General features: G+C 69.0%; 11 protein-coding genes. 4 read left to right on the top strand and 7 right to left on the bottom strand.

The window, feature by feature from the left end; all coding sequences use genetic code 11:
- Positions 1-1,221: 1,221 nt before the first annotated feature.
- From NR792_RS33650 to NR792_RS33630, 5 genes are all read right to left on the bottom strand, one after another.
- The gene (locus NR792_RS33650; RefSeq protein ID WP_375756804.1) at positions 1,222-3,528 is read right to left on the bottom strand and encodes a Tex family protein; all 2,307 of its coding nucleotides are present in this window, start codon (positions 3,526-3,528) and stop codon (positions 1,222-1,224) included.
- Between the two features lie 53 nt (positions 3,529-3,581).
- Positions 3,582-5,639: a glycosyl hydrolase family 28-related protein gene (locus tag NR792_RS33645; RefSeq protein WP_375756803.1), complete on the bottom strand. Its 2,058-nt coding sequence runs from the start codon at positions 5,637-5,639 to the stop codon at positions 3,582-3,584.
- A gap of 160 nt (positions 5,640-5,799) precedes the next feature.
- Entirely contained in the window at positions 5,800-8,025 is a 2,226-nt protein-coding gene (locus tag NR792_RS33640) for an alkaline phosphatase D family protein (RefSeq protein WP_375756802.1), read from the bottom strand.
- Between the two features lie 169 nt (positions 8,026-8,194).
- Positions 8,195-9,280: a recombinase RecA gene (gene recA / locus NR792_RS33635; protein ID WP_375756801.1), complete on the bottom strand. Its 1,086-nt coding sequence runs from the start codon at positions 9,278-9,280 to the stop codon at positions 8,195-8,197.
- Between the two features lie 112 nt (positions 9,281-9,392).
- Positions 9,393-10,094 carry a hypothetical protein gene (locus NR792_RS33630; RefSeq protein WP_375756800.1) on the bottom strand — a complete coding sequence of 234 codons (702 nt, stop codon included), beginning with the start codon at positions 10,092-10,094 and terminating at the stop codon, positions 9,393-9,395.
- Positions 10,095-10,242: 148 nt separating this feature from the next.
- Between NR792_RS33630 and NR792_RS33625 the strand changes: the two genes are divergently transcribed.
- From NR792_RS33625 to NR792_RS33610, 4 genes are read left to right on the top strand one after another with little or no spacing between them, the layout of a single operon-like run.
- Positions 10,243-10,845, top strand: coding sequence for an RNA polymerase sigma factor (locus tag NR792_RS33625; RefSeq protein WP_375756799.1), 603 nt, complete (start codon positions 10,243-10,245; stop codon positions 10,843-10,845).
- Entirely contained in the window at positions 10,842-11,330 is a 489-nt protein-coding gene (locus NR792_RS33620) for an anti-sigma factor family protein (protein WP_375756798.1), read from the top strand. The genes NR792_RS33625 and NR792_RS33620 overlap by 4 nt, the downstream gene beginning before the upstream one ends.
- Entirely contained in the window at positions 11,330-11,830 is a 501-nt protein-coding gene (locus NR792_RS33615; protein ID WP_375756797.1) for a DUF3106 domain-containing protein, read from the top strand. The genes NR792_RS33620 and NR792_RS33615 overlap by 1 nt, the downstream gene beginning before the upstream one ends.
- Positions 11,827-12,093 carry a hypothetical protein gene (locus tag NR792_RS33610; RefSeq protein ID WP_375756796.1) on the top strand — a complete coding sequence of 89 codons (267 nt, stop codon included), beginning with the start codon at positions 11,827-11,829 and terminating at the stop codon, positions 12,091-12,093. The genes NR792_RS33615 and NR792_RS33610 overlap by 4 nt, the downstream gene beginning before the upstream one ends.
- 75 nt (positions 12,094-12,168) lie before the next feature.
- Here the strand turns inward: NR792_RS33610 and glmS are convergent, their stop codons facing one another.
- Entirely contained in the window at positions 12,169-14,004 is a 1,836-nt protein-coding gene (gene glmS / locus NR792_RS33605) for a glutamine--fructose-6-phosphate transaminase (isomerizing) (RefSeq protein ID WP_375756795.1), read from the bottom strand.
- Positions 14,005-14,118: 114 nt separating this feature from the next.
- Positions 14,119-15,519, bottom strand: coding sequence for a bifunctional UDP-N-acetylglucosamine diphosphorylase/glucosamine-1-phosphate N-acetyltransferase GlmU (gene glmU, locus NR792_RS33600; protein ID WP_375756794.1), 1,401 nt, complete (start codon positions 15,517-15,519; stop codon positions 14,119-14,121).
- Positions 15,520-15,691: the final 172 nt, after the last annotated feature.

The following is a 15,691-nucleotide window of genomic DNA, read 5'->3' as shown; positions in this document are numbered from 1 at the left end:
TGTACGCACGTATTCTGGGTGCACGTCTGATTGGGACCGCAGCTGCCGCAGTTCAAGGTCTCGCCGCAGCCGTCCGGGATGCTTCCGCACGTCTTTCCCTGGGCCGCGCAGGTCGTGGGCGTACAAGTGCATGTCGCGGCATCCATCCGGCAGACATCGGCTTCATCGATAGAACCATCGCAGTCATCATCGAAGCCATTGCAGGCCTCTTGAGGCGCGTTGCAGATCCCCGACCAGCCATTGGTTCCGCATGTTTCAATAGACCCGGGGCATTCGCCGCTCTGTCCCACGCAAGTCCGCGTCAGGGAGCGGGTGCCGCCTCCCGGAGCATTGTCGACGACACCGTCGCCATCATCGTCGCAGCCATTGCAAGCCTCGGGAGCAGAAGTCGTTCGCGTGCAGACGCCCGCGCTTCCGTCCGCTCGGCACTGTTTGCGGGCCGTCCCACCACATTGATCCGAGCAGCTCAGGTATTGGTTGGGTCTGACCACACAGGCCCAAACACCCGCGACACATCGCGTATCGCCAAAGCAGCCGTTTCCCTGGAGATCACATGGCACGTAGTAGGGATTGCGTGGGGGGATGTCCTCATCAATCAATCCATCGCCATCGTCATCACAACCATTGCACTCTTCATGGTCGAGATAGGCGGAGCACGTTCCAGGAATCGTGCGACCTTCCTCGGAACACACCACAGTTCCCGGGCGTCCGCAGACCGAACAGGCGACTGTTGATTCACCCGTGGGCACACAGGGTCCCCAATATCCATCGCAGGACTGTGTACCTTTGCAGACTCCGATATTACAGGCCGCGGTTGCTCCATCCGGATAGCAGGCCGCGCTTGCTTCATGCACAGGCGAAAGCGCGACCAAGAGGGTCATCAACAGCAGGGCCCAGCGGCAATTCAAAGCATCCCCTAACGTCACGTCCTGCTCCCCAAACCCATCAACCATCGAAGAACCGACAGCTTGGTTTACGTCTGTAATGGGCGCGAAGACCTACACCACCCGGGGGGACAGTGTCCACCCGCGCACAGTCCACACTCACCCCTTGAATGGCGAAACCGGTCCACTCGGGCAATCGGACTCGCGCAAATCACGATCAAAAATGCAAATCGAAGAACAGCGCGATGGGAGCAGCGCGAGGCCCTCTACCTGGGGCCTCCGCATCTTGCTTTGGGCATCAGCGCCTGTTTCCGCGAGCCCTTACCCCAATTGGCTTTCAGCGCTTCAGCTTCGAGAACGGATTGTTGAACGGCTCCGGCTTCTTCGGCTGCGCCGGAGCCTGATTCACCGGCTTCTGCGCGGGCCGCTGCTGCACGGGTGCGCTGGCGGGCTTCGCAGCCGGCGCGGGCCTCCCCGACGGCTGCGGAGCCCCGCCCTCCAGCACCGCCCGCACGGACAACGCCAGACGCTTGCGCGCCAGGTCCACGGACAGGACCTTCACCGTCAGCCGGTCGCCCACCTTGGCCACCTCCGACGGATCCTTGATGAAGCGCGCGGCGAGCTGCGACACGTGCACCAGGCCGTCCTGATGCACGCCCACGTCCACGAACGCTCCGAACGCCGTCACGTTCGTCACCACGCCCTGCAACACCATCCCCTCCTTCACGTCCTCCAGCGACCGCAGGTCATCCCGCGTCGCGTGCGCCGTGAAGTCACCGCGCGGGTCGCGGCTCGGCTTCTCCAGCTCCGCCAGGATGTCCTTCAGCGTCAGCTCCCCCAGCTCCGGCCCCAGGTAGCGCTTCGCCTCAATCTTGCGCACCAGCGCCGCGTTCCCCACCAGCGACGCCACGTCCACGCCCAGGTCCTTCGCCATGCGCTCCACCACCGTGTAGCGCTCCGGGTGCACCGCACTCGAATCCAGCGGCTCCGGCCCTCGCACGCGCAGGAAGCCCGCGGCCTGCTCGAACGTCTTCGGCCCCAGGCCGCTGACCTTCAAGAGCTCCCGCCGCGTCGTGAAGCGCCCCTTCGCCGCCCGGTGCGCCACCAGCTTCTTCGCCAGTGACGGCCCCACGCCCGACACGTGCTCCAGCAGTTGTGGTGACGCCGTGTTCACGTCCACGCCCACCGCGTTCACGCACGAGTCCACCACCTCGCCCAGCTTCTTCTTCAAGAGGCCCTGGTCCACGTCGTGCTGGTACTGCCCCACCCCGATGCTCTTCGGGTCGATCTTCACCAGCTCCGCCAGCGGGTCCTGCAAGCGCCGGCCAATCGACACCGCCCCGCGCAGCGACACGTCCAGCTCCGGGAACTCCTCGCGCGCCACCTCCGACGCCGAATAGATGGAGGCACCCTGCTCGCTCACCGACACCACGGGGACCTGCACGCCCATCGCCTTCAGCGTGTCCCGGGTGAAGAGCTCCGCCTCCCGGCTGCCCGTGCCGTTGCCCACGGCGATCAGCTCCGGCTTGTGCTTGCGCACCACCGCCTCCAGCAGCTTCGCCGCGCGCGCCCGTTCCTCCGCGCTCCGCTCCGAGTAGAGCGTCGTCGTCTCCACCACCGTCCCCGTCGCATCCAGCATCACCAGCTTGATGCCCGTGCGCAGCCCCGGGTCCAGCGCCAGCACCGCCCGAGCCCCCGCCGGCGCCGCCAACAGCAGGTGCCGCAGGTTCTCCCCAAACACCCCGATGGCGCCCTTGTCCGCGCGCTCCTTCAGCTCCGCGCGCAGCTCCGACTCCAGCGACGGCCCCATCAGCCGGTCCCAGCCGTCCTCCACCGCCGCGCGCAGCTCCCCCGCGAACAGCGACTGCGGCCGCGTCACCACGCGCCCGGTGAAGAGCCCCTTCACCTCGTCGTCCGGCAGGCCCAGCTTCACCTTCAGCACGCCCTCCTCCTCGCCGCGCAGGAGCGCCAGCACGCGGTGGGATGGGGCCTGGGACAGCGGCTCCTCGTGGCCGTAGTAGTTCTCGAACTTCGTCGTCTCGCCCTTCTTCGCGGGCACCACGTCCGAGCGCAGCGTGCCCCGCTTCGTGCACAGGTCGCGGGCCTCACGGCGCAGCCGGGCGTCCTCCGCCACCCGCTCCGCGCAGATGTCGCGCGCGCCCGCCAGCGCCTGGGCCACGTCCTCCACGCCCTTGTCCGCGTTCACGTAGGGCTTCACGCGCGCGTCCAGGTTCTCCCCGCGCTGGCCCTCCTGCTTCCACACCAGGTCCGCCAGCGGCTCCAGCCCCTTCTCCCGGGCGATGGCCGCGCGCGTGCGGCGCTTGGGCTTGTACGGCAGGTACAGGTCCTCCAGCTCCGCGCGCGTGCGCGCCGCCTGGAGCGCCTTCCGCAGCTCCGGCGTCAGCTTCCCCTGCTCCTCGATGCTGCGCAGGATGGTGTCGCGCCGCCCGTCCAGCTCCGCACGCTCCGTGGCCCGGTCCAGGATGGCCTGGATTTGAACCTCGTCCAGGCCTCCCGTGGCCTCCTTGCGGTAGCGCGCGATGAAGGGGACGGTGCCTCCCTCCTCATGAAGCGCGAGGGTCCGGTCCACCTGCTCCGGCTTGATGCCCAGCTCCTGGGCCAACGCGGCGGCATAGACGTGCATGGCGCCCGTCTATACCCCGGTCCGCTCGCGCCTCCCAGAGACGCGCCGCTCCCCTACTGCCGCACCAGACGGATGACGTCCAACGCGACGTTGTAGCCCGTGCTCGACGCGTTCTTGCCAACAGTCGTGAACGTGAACGCCTGGGGCTCCAGGTCCGTGAACGTCACCGTCCCCAGCTCCGCTTCCACGTACTGCGTGGTGGCCGAGTACTCGTCCCGCGTCCCGCCGACCGCCACCCCGTTCACGTCCAGCCGGTACTGCCCGCGCCCGTTGTTGCGCTTGGTCCGCACCCGCACCGCGAACGTGCCCACCGTGCGCGGATAGAGCGTGTACGTCACCTTCGCCCCCACCGCGTTCGTGTTGTGGTAGCGCACCCCGCCCAGCTCCGGCCCGGCCTCCACGCCGGTGGACGACGGGTCCGGGGTGCTCGTCGGCTTCAGGTTCTCCGCCTGGTACACCAGCGCCCTCGCGTCGTGCTCCACCGCGCGTCCCAGCCGCTTCTGCGTCTGGTCCACGTAGAGCGACTGCGGCACCAGCTCGTTCCCGGACGTGGCCACCTCCCCGAAGTCCGCCGGGGCCGTCTTCGTCGTCACGGACACGTCCACGCCCGTCGCGCTGCCGCGCATCCCAATCACATACCCCTGCCCGTACTGCTGCGAGCGCACCATGCTGGTGCCCCCATACGCCGGCGGCTTCGCCCCGTTGGTGTTCCAGAAGACGCTCTCCGTCGTCGTCACGCCGTGGCTCGTCGTCCCGTAGGGCGAGCGGTCCGCCGCCTCGAAGCGCTCCTGGTACAGCGTGGTGTTGTCCACCAGGTTCGCCGCGCTCAGGTGCATGTGGAAGTCGGACACCTTCTCGCCGTTGGACACGCGGTTGTTGAACAGCACGTTGCCGGTGGTGTGCATGGAGCGGAAGTCGAAGTTGTGCCGCCCGCCGTACGCCACGCTGTCCTTCACCAGGCTGTCGCTGCCCCGAATCGAATACAGGTACCCGTTTCCGCCCCCGCCCTTGTACTGGGGTTTGTCGATTTCACACCCCTCCACCGTGACGTTGCGCGCGTAGTTCAGGTCGATGCCATTGGACTGCACGTGCACGTCCTGCGTGTTGGACGGGGGCCGGTAGGAATTGACGCCGCGGATCCACCCGTCCACCACGTGGTTCATCAAGAGCGCCGTGGACTCGTGCACCTGGTACGCGCCCGTGCCCTGCACCGTGTAGTCCTCCTCGGCCAGGCCCGGCGTGGGGTTCTCCCGCATGCCGATGGCCAGGTGCTCCACGCCCACCTCCGACAGGTGCGCGGGCACGCGGTACACCCGCGCGTTGTCGCGCATCAGCAGCCCCTGGCGCAGCGGGATGTCCAGCGTCAGCATCCGCGTGGCCGCGTCCACCGCCACCACCTGCCGGTAGAACGAGGGCCCGGGCAGCGACGTCCACGTCGTGCCCATGTTGAACTCCCCGCTGCGCGTGGCCGTCAGGTCCGCCCGCACCACCACCCATGTGCCCACGGTGTAGCCCGTGACACTCGCCACCTGGATGCGCGTCGCCTGGTTGGGCGCGTCCTGCGTCAGCGCCACCGACGCCGTCGAAGCCGACGTCCAGGACACCGTCGTGTCGCGCGGGCCCACCTGCACCACGCGCTTGCTGCGCATGTCCGTGGCGGAGTTGTAGAGGAACGTGGACGTGGCGCCCTGCCCGCGCAGCACCACGTTGCTGTACCGGATGAGCAGCGCGTACGGCTTGCCCGCGGGCGGCGCCACCCGGTACGTGCCCCGGGGCAGGTACACCACCCCGCCCCCCGCCACCGCCCCCGCGTCGTCGAGCGCCTGCTGCAACACCGCCGTCACGTCCGACGCGCCCGTGTTGTCCGCGAAGTACGGCGCCTGCGTCACGTCCAGCACCCGGTCCATCCGCACCGGCGGCTCCGCCTGCCGCATCCGGTACCCCGCGTAGGAGAAGTCATGCAGGAACCGCGACGGGTTGCCCGGCTGCGAGTACCCCGGCGTCCATGTCGACGGGTACAGCACGCTGCGCCAGGGCGCCGCCTCCGCCACCCCCACGGCGGCAAGCAGCCCCGCCCCCAGCAGTCCCTGCCATCCCTTGCGCGCGCCCACGATGTGCTCCTTCCCGGTGTCCGGTCCGGCCTCCCTCAATGGGAGTCCTCTCCAAGGAAAACAGCACAAACAAGTAAAAACAAAAAGCCATGGGGCATGAAAAAGGGCCGCGCGGGGTTCCCCCCACGCGGCCCTTCGCCTCAAGTCACGCCCGTCCGGCTCAGGCCGGCTGGATGTCGCTGTTCTTCACGCGGAAGGTGCGCGTGGTGAACTTCGCCTCCAGCTCGCTGTCCGCGCGCTTGGAGTAGTCCTTGGCCACCTCGGCGGCGGGGATGAGGTGGAAGGTGGCGAGCGTCTCGTCCGCCTTCACCTCCATCATCACGAAGCCGTGCGAGTCCGCGTCCGCGAAGCGCAGGCCCGTGTTGGACTTCATGAGCGTCTGCTCCATCTCCGTGACGGCGTGCTGGTACACCGGCGCGCCCGTGGCGTAGCCCGCGCCAATCAGCGCCAGGCTGGCCAGGCTCTTGATGGAGCCGGAGGTGATGGCCGGCGCCGTCAGCGTGGGCACGCCCTCCTCCACCGACGCGAACGACGCGTGGATGTCCCCGGAGAGGAACAGCGTGTTCTGCACGCCCTGCGCCTTGAGCGTGTTGAGCATCACCCGCTTCTTCGTGGGGAAGCCGTCCCACTGGTCCACGCTGAAGTAGAAGCGCTGGCGCAGCGTCGGGTCGCTGATGTCCGCCTGCTGCCGGAAGTCCCAGATGAGCGCGGACAGCGACGTGGAGCTCACCACCATCTTCCAGGTGTTCTGCGCCGTGGTGAGGGTCTGCTGGAACCACTCCTCCTGGTTCTTGCCGAACACGTCCTCGCTCGTGCCGCCGGACAGCGCGTACTTCACGCCCGCGTACAGGTCGAAGGTGTCCTTCACCACCACGTAGCGCGAGCCCTGGATGTTGAAGAGCGCCGCCTTGCCCATGTGCGCGTACGCCAGGCCCCGGGGCTTGTCCCCAGGCGCAATCACCAGCGACTTGTTCACCGCCGCCAGCACCTGGTTCACGTAGTAGAGCGCCACCGGGCCCGCCACCCACTTGCCGGCCTTCTGCGTGGCCTCCGCGTCCGTGAGGCCCGCGGCCTTCGCCTGGCTCACGTACACGCCCTGGAGCACCTGCTTCTGGGACGCGTACGCCGGGTCGTCGATGTCCACGTACGCGAACGTGTCCGTCTGGAACGTCGCCTTCACCGCGTCCGGCTGGTCCTTGAGCCCCAGGGCCAGCAGCGTCTGGTCCAGCACCACGCCGCCCGGGTAGGCGTCCTCGGGGATGAGGTGGTCCGGCCGGTAGCTGCGGTAGTCCGTCACCAGCAGCTTCAGGTGCCGGCCGTACTCGAAGTCGCGGTAGATGCGCGAGTTGGGGAAGCGCGGCTCCTGGGCCACGTCGATGGCGCCCTCGGACGTCTGCGCCGTGTCCAGCGGGATGTACTCCAGGAAGGCCTGCTCCGCGTTGAGCTTGCGGTCCCGCTGCGTCTCGTCCCGCTTGCCGTCCTCGTACGTGGCCACGTCCTGCCAGCAGTCGTCGGAGAACTCGTGGTCGTCCCAGACGATGATGAACGGGTAGCGCTCATGCACCGCCTGCAGCTGCCTGTCGGTGCGGACGTTCTTGTAGAGGTCGCGGTAGTTGGACAGCGAGTTCGCCGCGAGGAACGCGGTGACACCCGTGCCCTGCGAGAGCGCTTCTTCCGGCGCGCTGAAGCGCACGGCCCGGCCGCCGCCGTCGGACTGGAAGGACGTGTCGCCCGTCGTCTCGTAGACGTAGTCGCCCAGGAACACGACGAAGTCCAGGTCCGCGTCCAGCTGCAACAGCCGCTGCCAGGCGTTGTAGTAGCGGCCAATGAAGTCCTGGCAGCTGGCGAAGACGAACTTCACCGGCACGTCGTCCCCCGCCGCCGGCGCGGTGCGCGTGCGCCCGACGCGCGTGGTGTTCCGCTGGCCGTCCTTCTCGTAGCTGAAGCGGTAGTAGTACGTCGTGCGCGCGGACAGCCCGGTGACCTTCACCTTCACCGCGTGGTCGTTCTCCGCGCGCGCCGTCAGGTCCGTCTTGTCCAGCACCAGCGCCTTGAAGTCCTCCGTCGTGGAGACCTCCAGCCGCAGGGGCAGGTCCTGCCCGGCGCGGGCCGTGTCCTCCACGCGCACCCACAACACCACGCTGTCCGGACGCGGGTCCCCCGACGCCAGCGACTGCGGGAAGTAGGGCGAGCCAGCCGAAGCCTCCGGCGTCTCGGCGTCGTCGGAGCATCCAAAGGTCGTCGTCGCCGCGACAGCAACCACGGCTTGCAGGAACGTGCGGCGTTTGAAGGGGTTGAACAAGGCGATGGACTCCAGCGGGAAGCGGGGGTGAAGGAGCTTCCAGGCCGCGCAGTCTAGAGGCCCTCCTCCCTCCACACGAAACATCCCGGCGACAGCCCGGTGATGACGGCGCGCGTCACGCGTCCAATCCCTCTCACGGCGAAGAAAAAGGGGCCGGCCCCATCGCTGGAGACCGGCCCCTCTCTCTACTTCACCCGCCGCGCCGCTCCCCCCGGAGGTGCGCGGCGGTTGCATGCTCACGACCCGTGCGTGACTACTTCACGGCCTTCACGCGCGGGCGCTTCTCGCCTTCCGCGGGCTCGCTGGCCTCGGCCGCCGGAGCCGCCGCGCCCGGCGCCTTGCCGATGCCGTACTTCTCCAGCACCAGGCTCTCGACCTCCTTGTAGGTCTCCGGGTGCTCGCGCAGGTACTCCTTCGCGTTCTCCCGGCCCTGGCCGATGCGCTCTCCCTTGAAGGAGAACCAGCTGCCGCTCTTCTCGATGATGTTCTCGTTGGACGCGAGGTCGATGAGGTCGCCCTCCTTCGAGATGCCCGCGCCGTACATGATGTCGAACTCCACCTCCTTGAAGGGAGGCGCGACCTTGTTCTTCACGACCTTCACGCGGGTGCGGCTGCCCACCACGTTCTCGCCGTTCTTGATGGCGCCCACGCGGCGGATGTCCATGCGCTGCGACGCGTAGAACTTCAGCGCGTTGCCGCCCGTGGTGGTCTCCGGGTTGCCGAACATCACGCCAATCTTCATGCGGATCTGGTTGATGAAGATGACGCACGTCTGGCTCTTGGAGATGGTGCCCGTGAGCTTGCGCAGGGCCTGGCTCATGAGGCGCGCCTGCACGCCCATGTGCGCGTCACCCATCTCACCCTCGAGTTCCGCCTTCGGCACGAGCGCGGCCACCGAGTCCACCACCAGCACGTCGATGGCGCCGGAGCGCACGAGCATCTCCGCGATTTCGAGGCCCTGCTCACCGGTGTCCGGCTGGGACAGGAGCAGGTCGTCGGTGCGCACGCCCAGCTTGCGCGCGTAGCCCACGTCCATCGCGTGCTCGGCGTCGATGTAGCCGCACACGCCGCCCTTCTTCTGCGCCTCCGCGACGATGTGGAGGCACAGTGTCGTCTTGCCGGAGGACTCCGGCCCGAAGATTTCAATGATGCGCCCGCGCGGCACGCCGCCCACGCCCAGGGCGATGTCGAGCGAAGTGGACCCCGTCGAAATGGCCTGGACGTCCTTCATCATGGGCTCGTCGTTGCCGAGCCGCATGATGGACCCCTTGCCGAACTGGCGCTCCACCGCGGCCAGCGCCAACTCGATCGCCTTTTCCTTCTCCTGATTCACGGCCATTTCTCGTCGCTCCTTGGAAGAGTGGACCACCCCGGTCCACCTGAACGCGCTTTTAGTACGCGATGGGTAGACCCTAGTCCACCCCTCTGACATCCGTTTCGGGTCCTGGCGGTCAGCTCTTGCGCAGGGCAGCCAGGAAGGCGGCCACCAGCCCGCCCAATCCAGCCGCCCAACCCGCCGGAACGTCCGGCACCAGCACCATCCCCAACCCGACCCCGGACACCACCGTCAGCAGCGCCAGGGCTCCGCGATACAGGGGAGAGCCCACGGAGGCAACCGTCAGCAGGGTCAGGGACAGCAGGGTCAAGAGCCCCTGCAGGATGAGCAGCCCACCAGGCACGATGAGGCCCGCCAGCCCCAGCACCACCTGGAGGGCCAGCGCGCCCAGCCCCACCGCGAGCGCCGGGAAGGGGCCCCCCGGAGGCGGCGCCAGCCGCGTACCCGGGGCGGGGGCGTTCTTCAGGTGCTCCAGGTCCTCCGGGCGCACCTCCAGGGCGTAGGGGAAGCCCAGCGCCAAGAGCGACTCCACCGCCGTGGCGCGGCAGGAGCGCCCGTCCGCGTCCACCAGCCCGTCCAGGTTGCCCCCCTCCAGGAGCCGGTGGAAGGCGTCCGCCTCCGTCCGGCCCCCGCCCTGCGCCCCCAGCTCCGCCAGGAGCTGGTTGAGGTTCCAGGCCAGCCGCTTCTGTTCGTCCCCTTCCGCGCGCCGGGCCTGCTGCGCCAGGAGGAACATGGGCAGCGGCGAGTCCGTGGGCGGGGTGGGTGTGCCGCCCTGCGCCGGGGCCTCCCAGGGCGCCAGGTCCGCTGGGGGCTCCACCTCCCCTCCAGGGTGGGGGGAGGGTGTGCGCGAACGTGGGCGGAAAGCATCGGACACGGTGGCGAAACTGTAACCGGGGCGCGGCTTGGGGTTCAAAGTGGGCAGGGCCCGCAACTTCCAAAGGGCAACGGGGTTTGCCGCCTCACGGATGGATTGGGACCCGGACACGCAGGCGATGCTGAAGGTGGCGGCGGGCGACCAGCAGGCCTTCGCCTGGCTCTTCGACCGGCACCACGCGAGCGTGGCGCGCTTCGCGTACCGCTTCGTGGGGGACGCGGCGCGGGCGGAGGAGCTCACGCAGGACATCTTCGTGAAGCTCTACCGGCACGCTCGCGCCTACAAGCCCACGGCGAAGTTCAAGACCTTCCTCTTCCGGGTGGCGACGAACCACTGCCTCAACGAGCTGCGGCGCGGCGAGTACCGCGTGGCGCGCCTCACGGCGCAGGGCCCGGCGGAGGACGACGCGGGAGCGATGCGGATGCCAGGGCCCGACGGAGACCGGCCCGACCAGGCGCTGAGCGGCCGCGAGCTGGAGGCGGCGGTGGGCCTGGCGTTGAAGGACCTGAGCGACCGCGAGCGCGCCGCGTTCACCATGTGCCGCTTCGAGGGCATGGCGTACCGGGACATCGCCGAGGCGCTGGAGGCGAGCGAGGCCGCCGTGAAGAGCCTCATCCACCGGGCCACCCTGGCGGTGGCGCGCAGGCTTGAAGCGTTGCAGGCGGGCACCGTGCCCGCGAGGAGTCGGGCATGAGCTGTGCGTTCGAGGAAGACCTGACGGCCTGGGTGGACGGGGAGCTTGCGCCCCCGCACCGCGCGCGCGTGGAGGCCCACCTGGGCACCTGCGCGCAATGCCAGGGGACGGAGAGGCTGCTGCGCCTCACGGTGGCGCGGATGGCGGAGCTGCCGGACTTCACGCCGTCCCCTTCCGCGCGGCGCGAAGTGCTGGCGCGGGTGGACGCGCTGCCGCCCACCTGGCGCGAGCGGTTCGCGCACCTCTTGAAGCCCGGCGTGCTGGTGCCCTCCGCGGGCCTGGCCGGCCTGGCGAGCCTGGCGGTGCTGACGCTGCTCGTGGCCGGACGCTCGCGCGTGGAGGCGCCCGCGCTGGAGGAGTGGGACCCGGGCGCGCTGGAGGTGGCGGCGAACCTGGAGCTGGTCGAGGACTACGAAGTGCTGGGGCTGGACAGCTCCGAAGACCTGGAGGTCGTCGAGAGCCTCCACGAACTGGGGGTGCCGTGATGCTGGGGAGGATGACCGCCGGGGTGCTGGCCGTGGCGCTGGTGCTCGGGGTGGGCGTGCCCGCCCGCGCGGCCAACGCTCCCGCGCCCACCGCCGCGGAGCGCTTCGAGAAGCTCCCGCCGGAGCAGAAGGAAGCCCTCCGCGCGAAGCTGCGCGAGTTCAAGGCGATGTCCCCCGAGGACCAGGCCCGCGTGCGCGCGAACCTCCAGCGCTGGCGGCAGCTGCCCCCGGAGGAGCGCGAGCGGCTGAAGCGCAACCTGCGCGACTTCCAGAAGCTGTCGCCCCAGGAGCGGCGGGCGGTGCGTGAGCAGGTGCGCGAGCTGCGCGGCCTCACCCCGGAGCGCCGCGTGGAGCTGCGCGAGCGGGTGCGCGCCTATCTCAAGGAACACCCGGAGCGCCGCGAGCAGATGCTGGAGAACATGCGCCGCTGGCGGCAGATGTCCCCGGAAGAGCGACAGGAGGCTCGCCGGCGGCTGCGCGAGAGGCGGCGCAACCCGTGAGGCCCGCCCCCGCCTGGCTGCTGCTGTTCGCGCTCGCCGCGGGCGTGCCCGCCCTTGCCCAGCGGCCCGCGCCACCGAAGGAAGCCCCCGCCCCCGTGGAGCCCGTCTCCCCGGAGGCCCGGCCCCCGCCGTCCGATACCCGCCGGGCGGAGCCCCCGCTCACCGCCGAGGACCGGGAGGTGGTGGAGAACCTGGAGCTCTTGGAGTCGCTGGACGCCGCGGCCGACCTGGAGGTGCTCCTGGAGCTGGCGGAAGAGCCGTAGCGGAAACGAAGAAGCCCGGGCCCCCTGTGCGGGGAGTCCGGGCTCTGTCGTCTCAGGCGTGGAAGCCGTGAAGCGCTACTCGACGGTCACGCTCTTGGCCAGGTTGCGGGGCTGGTCCACGTCGTTCCCGCGCATCTCCGCCACGTGGTACGCGAGCAGCTGGAGCGGGATGGTGGCCACCACCGGCGCGAGCAGCGCGCAGGCGGCGGGGATGCGGATGACGTGGTCGGCCAGGCTGTCCGCCTGGTTGTCGTCCTCGTCGAGGATGGCGATGACCTTGCCGCCGCGCGCGCGGACCTCCTCGATGTTGCCGATGATCTTCTCGTAGGCGATGTGCGGCTGCTTCGGCGCGATGACCACGACGGGCATCTTCTCGTCGATGAGCGCGATGGGGCCGTGCTTCATCTCACCGCCCGCGTAGCCCTCCGCGTGGATGTACGAAATCTCCTTCAGCTTGAGCGCGCCCTCCAGCGCCACCGGGTGCATGGGGCCGCGGCCGAGGAAGAGGAAGTCCTGCGCGTTCATGAACTCGCGCGCGACGCGCTTCACCTGCGGCTCGCACTTGAGGACGTCCTCAATCATCTTCGGCACCTGGGTCAGGTGCGTCAGGTGCTCCTGCGCGCCCTCCACGGACAGCGTGCCGCGCATGCGGCCCAGCTTCACCGCCAGCAGGTACAGCGTCACCAGCTGCGTGGTGAACGCCTTGGTGGACGCGACGCCAATCTCCGGGCCCGCGTTCGTGAGGACGTGCAGGTTCGCCTCGCGCGTCATCGCGCTGCCGATGACGTTGCAGATGGCCATGGTGTGCGCGCCCAGCCGCTTCGCCTCCTTGAAGGCCGCGAGCGTGTCCGCCGTCTCACCGGACTGGCTGATGGCGATGACCAGGTGGCTCTTCTCCACGATGGGGTCGCGGTAGCGGAACTCGCTGGCGAGCTCCACTTCCACCGGCAGCCGCGCCAGCGACTCGATCATGTGCTTGCCGGCCACGCCCGAGTGCCAGGACGTGCCGCAGGCCAGGATGGTGACCTTGGTGAAGGTCTGGACCTGCTCCTGCGTGAGGTTCCAGGTCTCGAAGTGGACGTCGCCTTCCGTGAGGAGCATCCGGCCGCGCAGCGTGTCCGCGATGGCGCGGGGCTGCTCGTGGATCTCCTTGTGCATGAAGTGCTTGTAGCCGCCCTTCTCCGCCATCATCGGCGTCCAGTCGATGCGGCGCGTGGGGCGGTTCACCAGCTTCCCGTCGCGGTTGAAGATGTCGACCTTGGCGGCGGTGACGACGGCGAGGTCGCCCTCCTCCATGTAGACGAAGTCACGCGTGTGCTCGAGCAGCGCCGGCACGTCGCTGGCGATGAAGTTCTGGCCCTGGCCCAGGCCCAGCACCATGGGCGACGCGTCCTTCGTGCACACGATGCGGCCCGGGTCGTTGGAGCACACCACCACCAGGCCGTAGGTGCCCTTCACCTGGCGGATGGCCGTGCGGACGGCGTCCGGCAGGTCCACGCCGCGCTCCACCTCCGCGGAGATGAGGTGCGCGAAGACTTCCGAGTCCGTCTCCGAGGAGAAGACGTGGCCGCGCGCGCGCAGCTCCGCCTTGAGCGCCAGGTGGTTCTCGATGATGCCGTTGTGCACCACCGCCACGTTCTTGTACGTGTGCGGGTGGGCGTTCTCGTCGGAGGGACGGCCGTGCGTCGCCCAGCGCGTGTGGCCGATGCCGGTGGTGCCCTTCGGCAGGTCCTGCACCACGCGGTTCTCCAGGTTGCGCAGCTTGCCCGTGGCGCGCACCACGTTGAGCTGGTTGCCACCGACCACCGCGACACCCGCGGAGTCATAGCCCCGGTACTCGAGCTTCTTCAGGCCCGACACCAGGATGGGAGCAGATTCCTTGTCACCGACGTACCCAACAATCCCGCACATGTTCTTCCTGCCTCTTTCTCGTCCCGCGGCCGCCGGAGCAAACCACGGGAATCCCGTTCACGCCCAACACGCCCAACCCCGCCCCGCCGACCGAACAGCAGGCGAGCACTCTTGCTAACCAGCCTTCACCTTCACCTGCCGTGCCTTCTTGGCCGCCACCCAGCCCTCCTTCACCACCTGTGGCGCACGGGACACAGCGAGGCTCCCAGGAGGCACATTTTTCGTCACCGTGGTGCCCGCGCCGACATACCCGCCGTCCCCCACCTTCACGGGCGCCACCAGCTGCGAGTCCGAGCCGATGAAGACCCCGTCGCCCAGCTCCGTCAGGTGCTTGTTCACCCCGTCATAGTTACAGGTGATGGTGCCCGCGCCGATGTTGCAGCCGGCGCCGATGTTCGCGTCGCCGAGGTAAGTCAGGTGGTTGGCCTTGCTGCCCTTGCCGATGCGGGCCTTCTTCGTCTCCACGAAGTTCCCCAGATGCACTTCCTCTGCCAACTCCGTGGCGGGGCGCAGCCGGGAGAACGGGCCGATGATGCACCGCTCACCCACACGCGCCTCCTCCAGCACGGAGTAGGGCTTGATGTGGGTGCCATCCGCCACGTGGGAGGCCGTGAGCACGCTGCCCTGGCCGATGGTGACGTTCTTCCCGATGACGGTGCCGGCCATCAGCGACACGCTGGGGCCTACTTCCGTGTCGGTGCCAATGGTGATGCCCTCTTCGATGTACGCGGTGGCGGGGTCCTGGATGGACACGCCCGCGCGCATGTGGGCTTCGTTGATGCGCTGCTGGAGGACGCGGGCGCGCGCCGCCAGCTCCACCTTGTCGTTCACGCCCGCGGTCTCCGTGGCGTCCGCGTCCACCGCGCCCACGGGGCCCACCTTCGCGGCCATCTCCACCAGGTCGGTGAGGTAGTACTCGCCCTGCGCGTTGACGGGCTTGATCTCCGCCAGCGCCTTCCAGAGGAAGGCCGCGTCCACGGAGTAGATGCCCGCGTTGCACTCCTTCACCGCGCGCTGCTCCGGGGTGCAGTCCTTGTGCTCCACGATGCGCGCCACCTTGCCGCCCTCGCGGATGACTCGGCCGTAGCCGGTGGGGTCCTCCAGCGTGGTGGACACCAGCGCCAGCACCCCGCCCGCCGCGTCGTGCGCGGAGAGCAGCGCCTGGAGCGTCTCCTTGCGCAGCAGCGGCACGTCTCCGTAGAGGATGAGCACGCGGCCGTCATGGCCCTTGAGCGCGTCCTGGGCCGCCTTCACCGCGTCCGCGGTGCCGCGCTGCTCCTTCTGGAGCGCGAAGCGCAGGGGCGCGTCCGGGAAGTGGGCGCGGATGGACTTCTCCACCTCCGAAGCCTGGTGTCCCACCACCGGCACCACGTGCGAGGCGCCCAGTTCCAGGGCCCGCTTCAAGGGATAGGCGCAGAGGGGACGGCCGAGGATGGGGTGAAGGACCTTGGCCTTCTCCGACTTCATCCGCGTGCCCTTGCCCGCGCACAGCACAACCGCCGCCAGAGCTGTCATATGCGGCGGAGAATTAGGGACCGCCGATCAACTCGTCAACCGCGTCCGGGCGTCAAACCCGATCGCGGGGCCTCCGCGGGGGGCCGGGCGCTGACTGCCACACACAACGTGTTGCATTGGACCGTGATGCCGAAGCGCGGCTTGTAGAACGTCGTCAGCCGCGCCGGGGTGG

Origin of the sequence: Corallococcus exercitus (genome assembly GCF_042231735.1) — a bacterium.
Classification (GTDB): domain Bacteria; phylum Myxococcota; class Myxococcia; order Myxococcales; family Myxococcaceae; genus Corallococcus; species Corallococcus exercitus_B.
This window is presented reverse-complemented; position numbering and strand designations above follow the sequence as displayed.

What these genes read in the sequence shown, in the direction of transcription:
- NR792_RS33650 (WP_375756804.1), bottom strand. Translation starts at nt 3,528, where the DNA reads ATGCACGTCTATGCCGCCGCGTTGGCCCAGGAGCTGGGCATCAAGCCG.
- NR792_RS33640 (WP_375756802.1), bottom strand. Translation starts at nt 8,025, where the DNA reads ATGTTTCGTGTGGAGGGAGGAGGGCCTCTAGACTGCGCGGCCTGGAAG.
- recA (WP_375756801.1), bottom strand. Translation starts at nt 9,280, where the DNA reads ATGGCCGTGAATCAGGAGAAGGAAAAGGCGATCGAGTTGGCGCTGGCC.
- NR792_RS33625 (WP_375756799.1), top strand. Translation starts at nt 10,243, where the DNA reads ATGGATTGGGACCCGGACACGCAGGCGATGCTGAAGGTGGCGGCGGGC.
- NR792_RS33620 (WP_375756798.1), top strand. Translation starts at nt 10,842, where the DNA reads ATGAGCTGTGCGTTCGAGGAAGACCTGACGGCCTGGGTGGACGGGGAG.
- NR792_RS33615 (WP_375756797.1), top strand. Translation starts at nt 11,330, where the DNA reads ATGCTGGGGAGGATGACCGCCGGGGTGCTGGCCGTGGCGCTGGTGCTC.
- glmS (WP_375756795.1), bottom strand. Translation starts at nt 14,004, where the DNA reads ATGTGCGGGATTGTTGGGTACGTCGGTGACAAGGAATCTGCTCCCATC.
- glmU (WP_375756794.1), bottom strand. Translation starts at nt 15,519, where the DNA reads ATGACAGCTCTGGCGGCGGTTGTGCTGTGCGCGGGCAAGGGCACGCGG.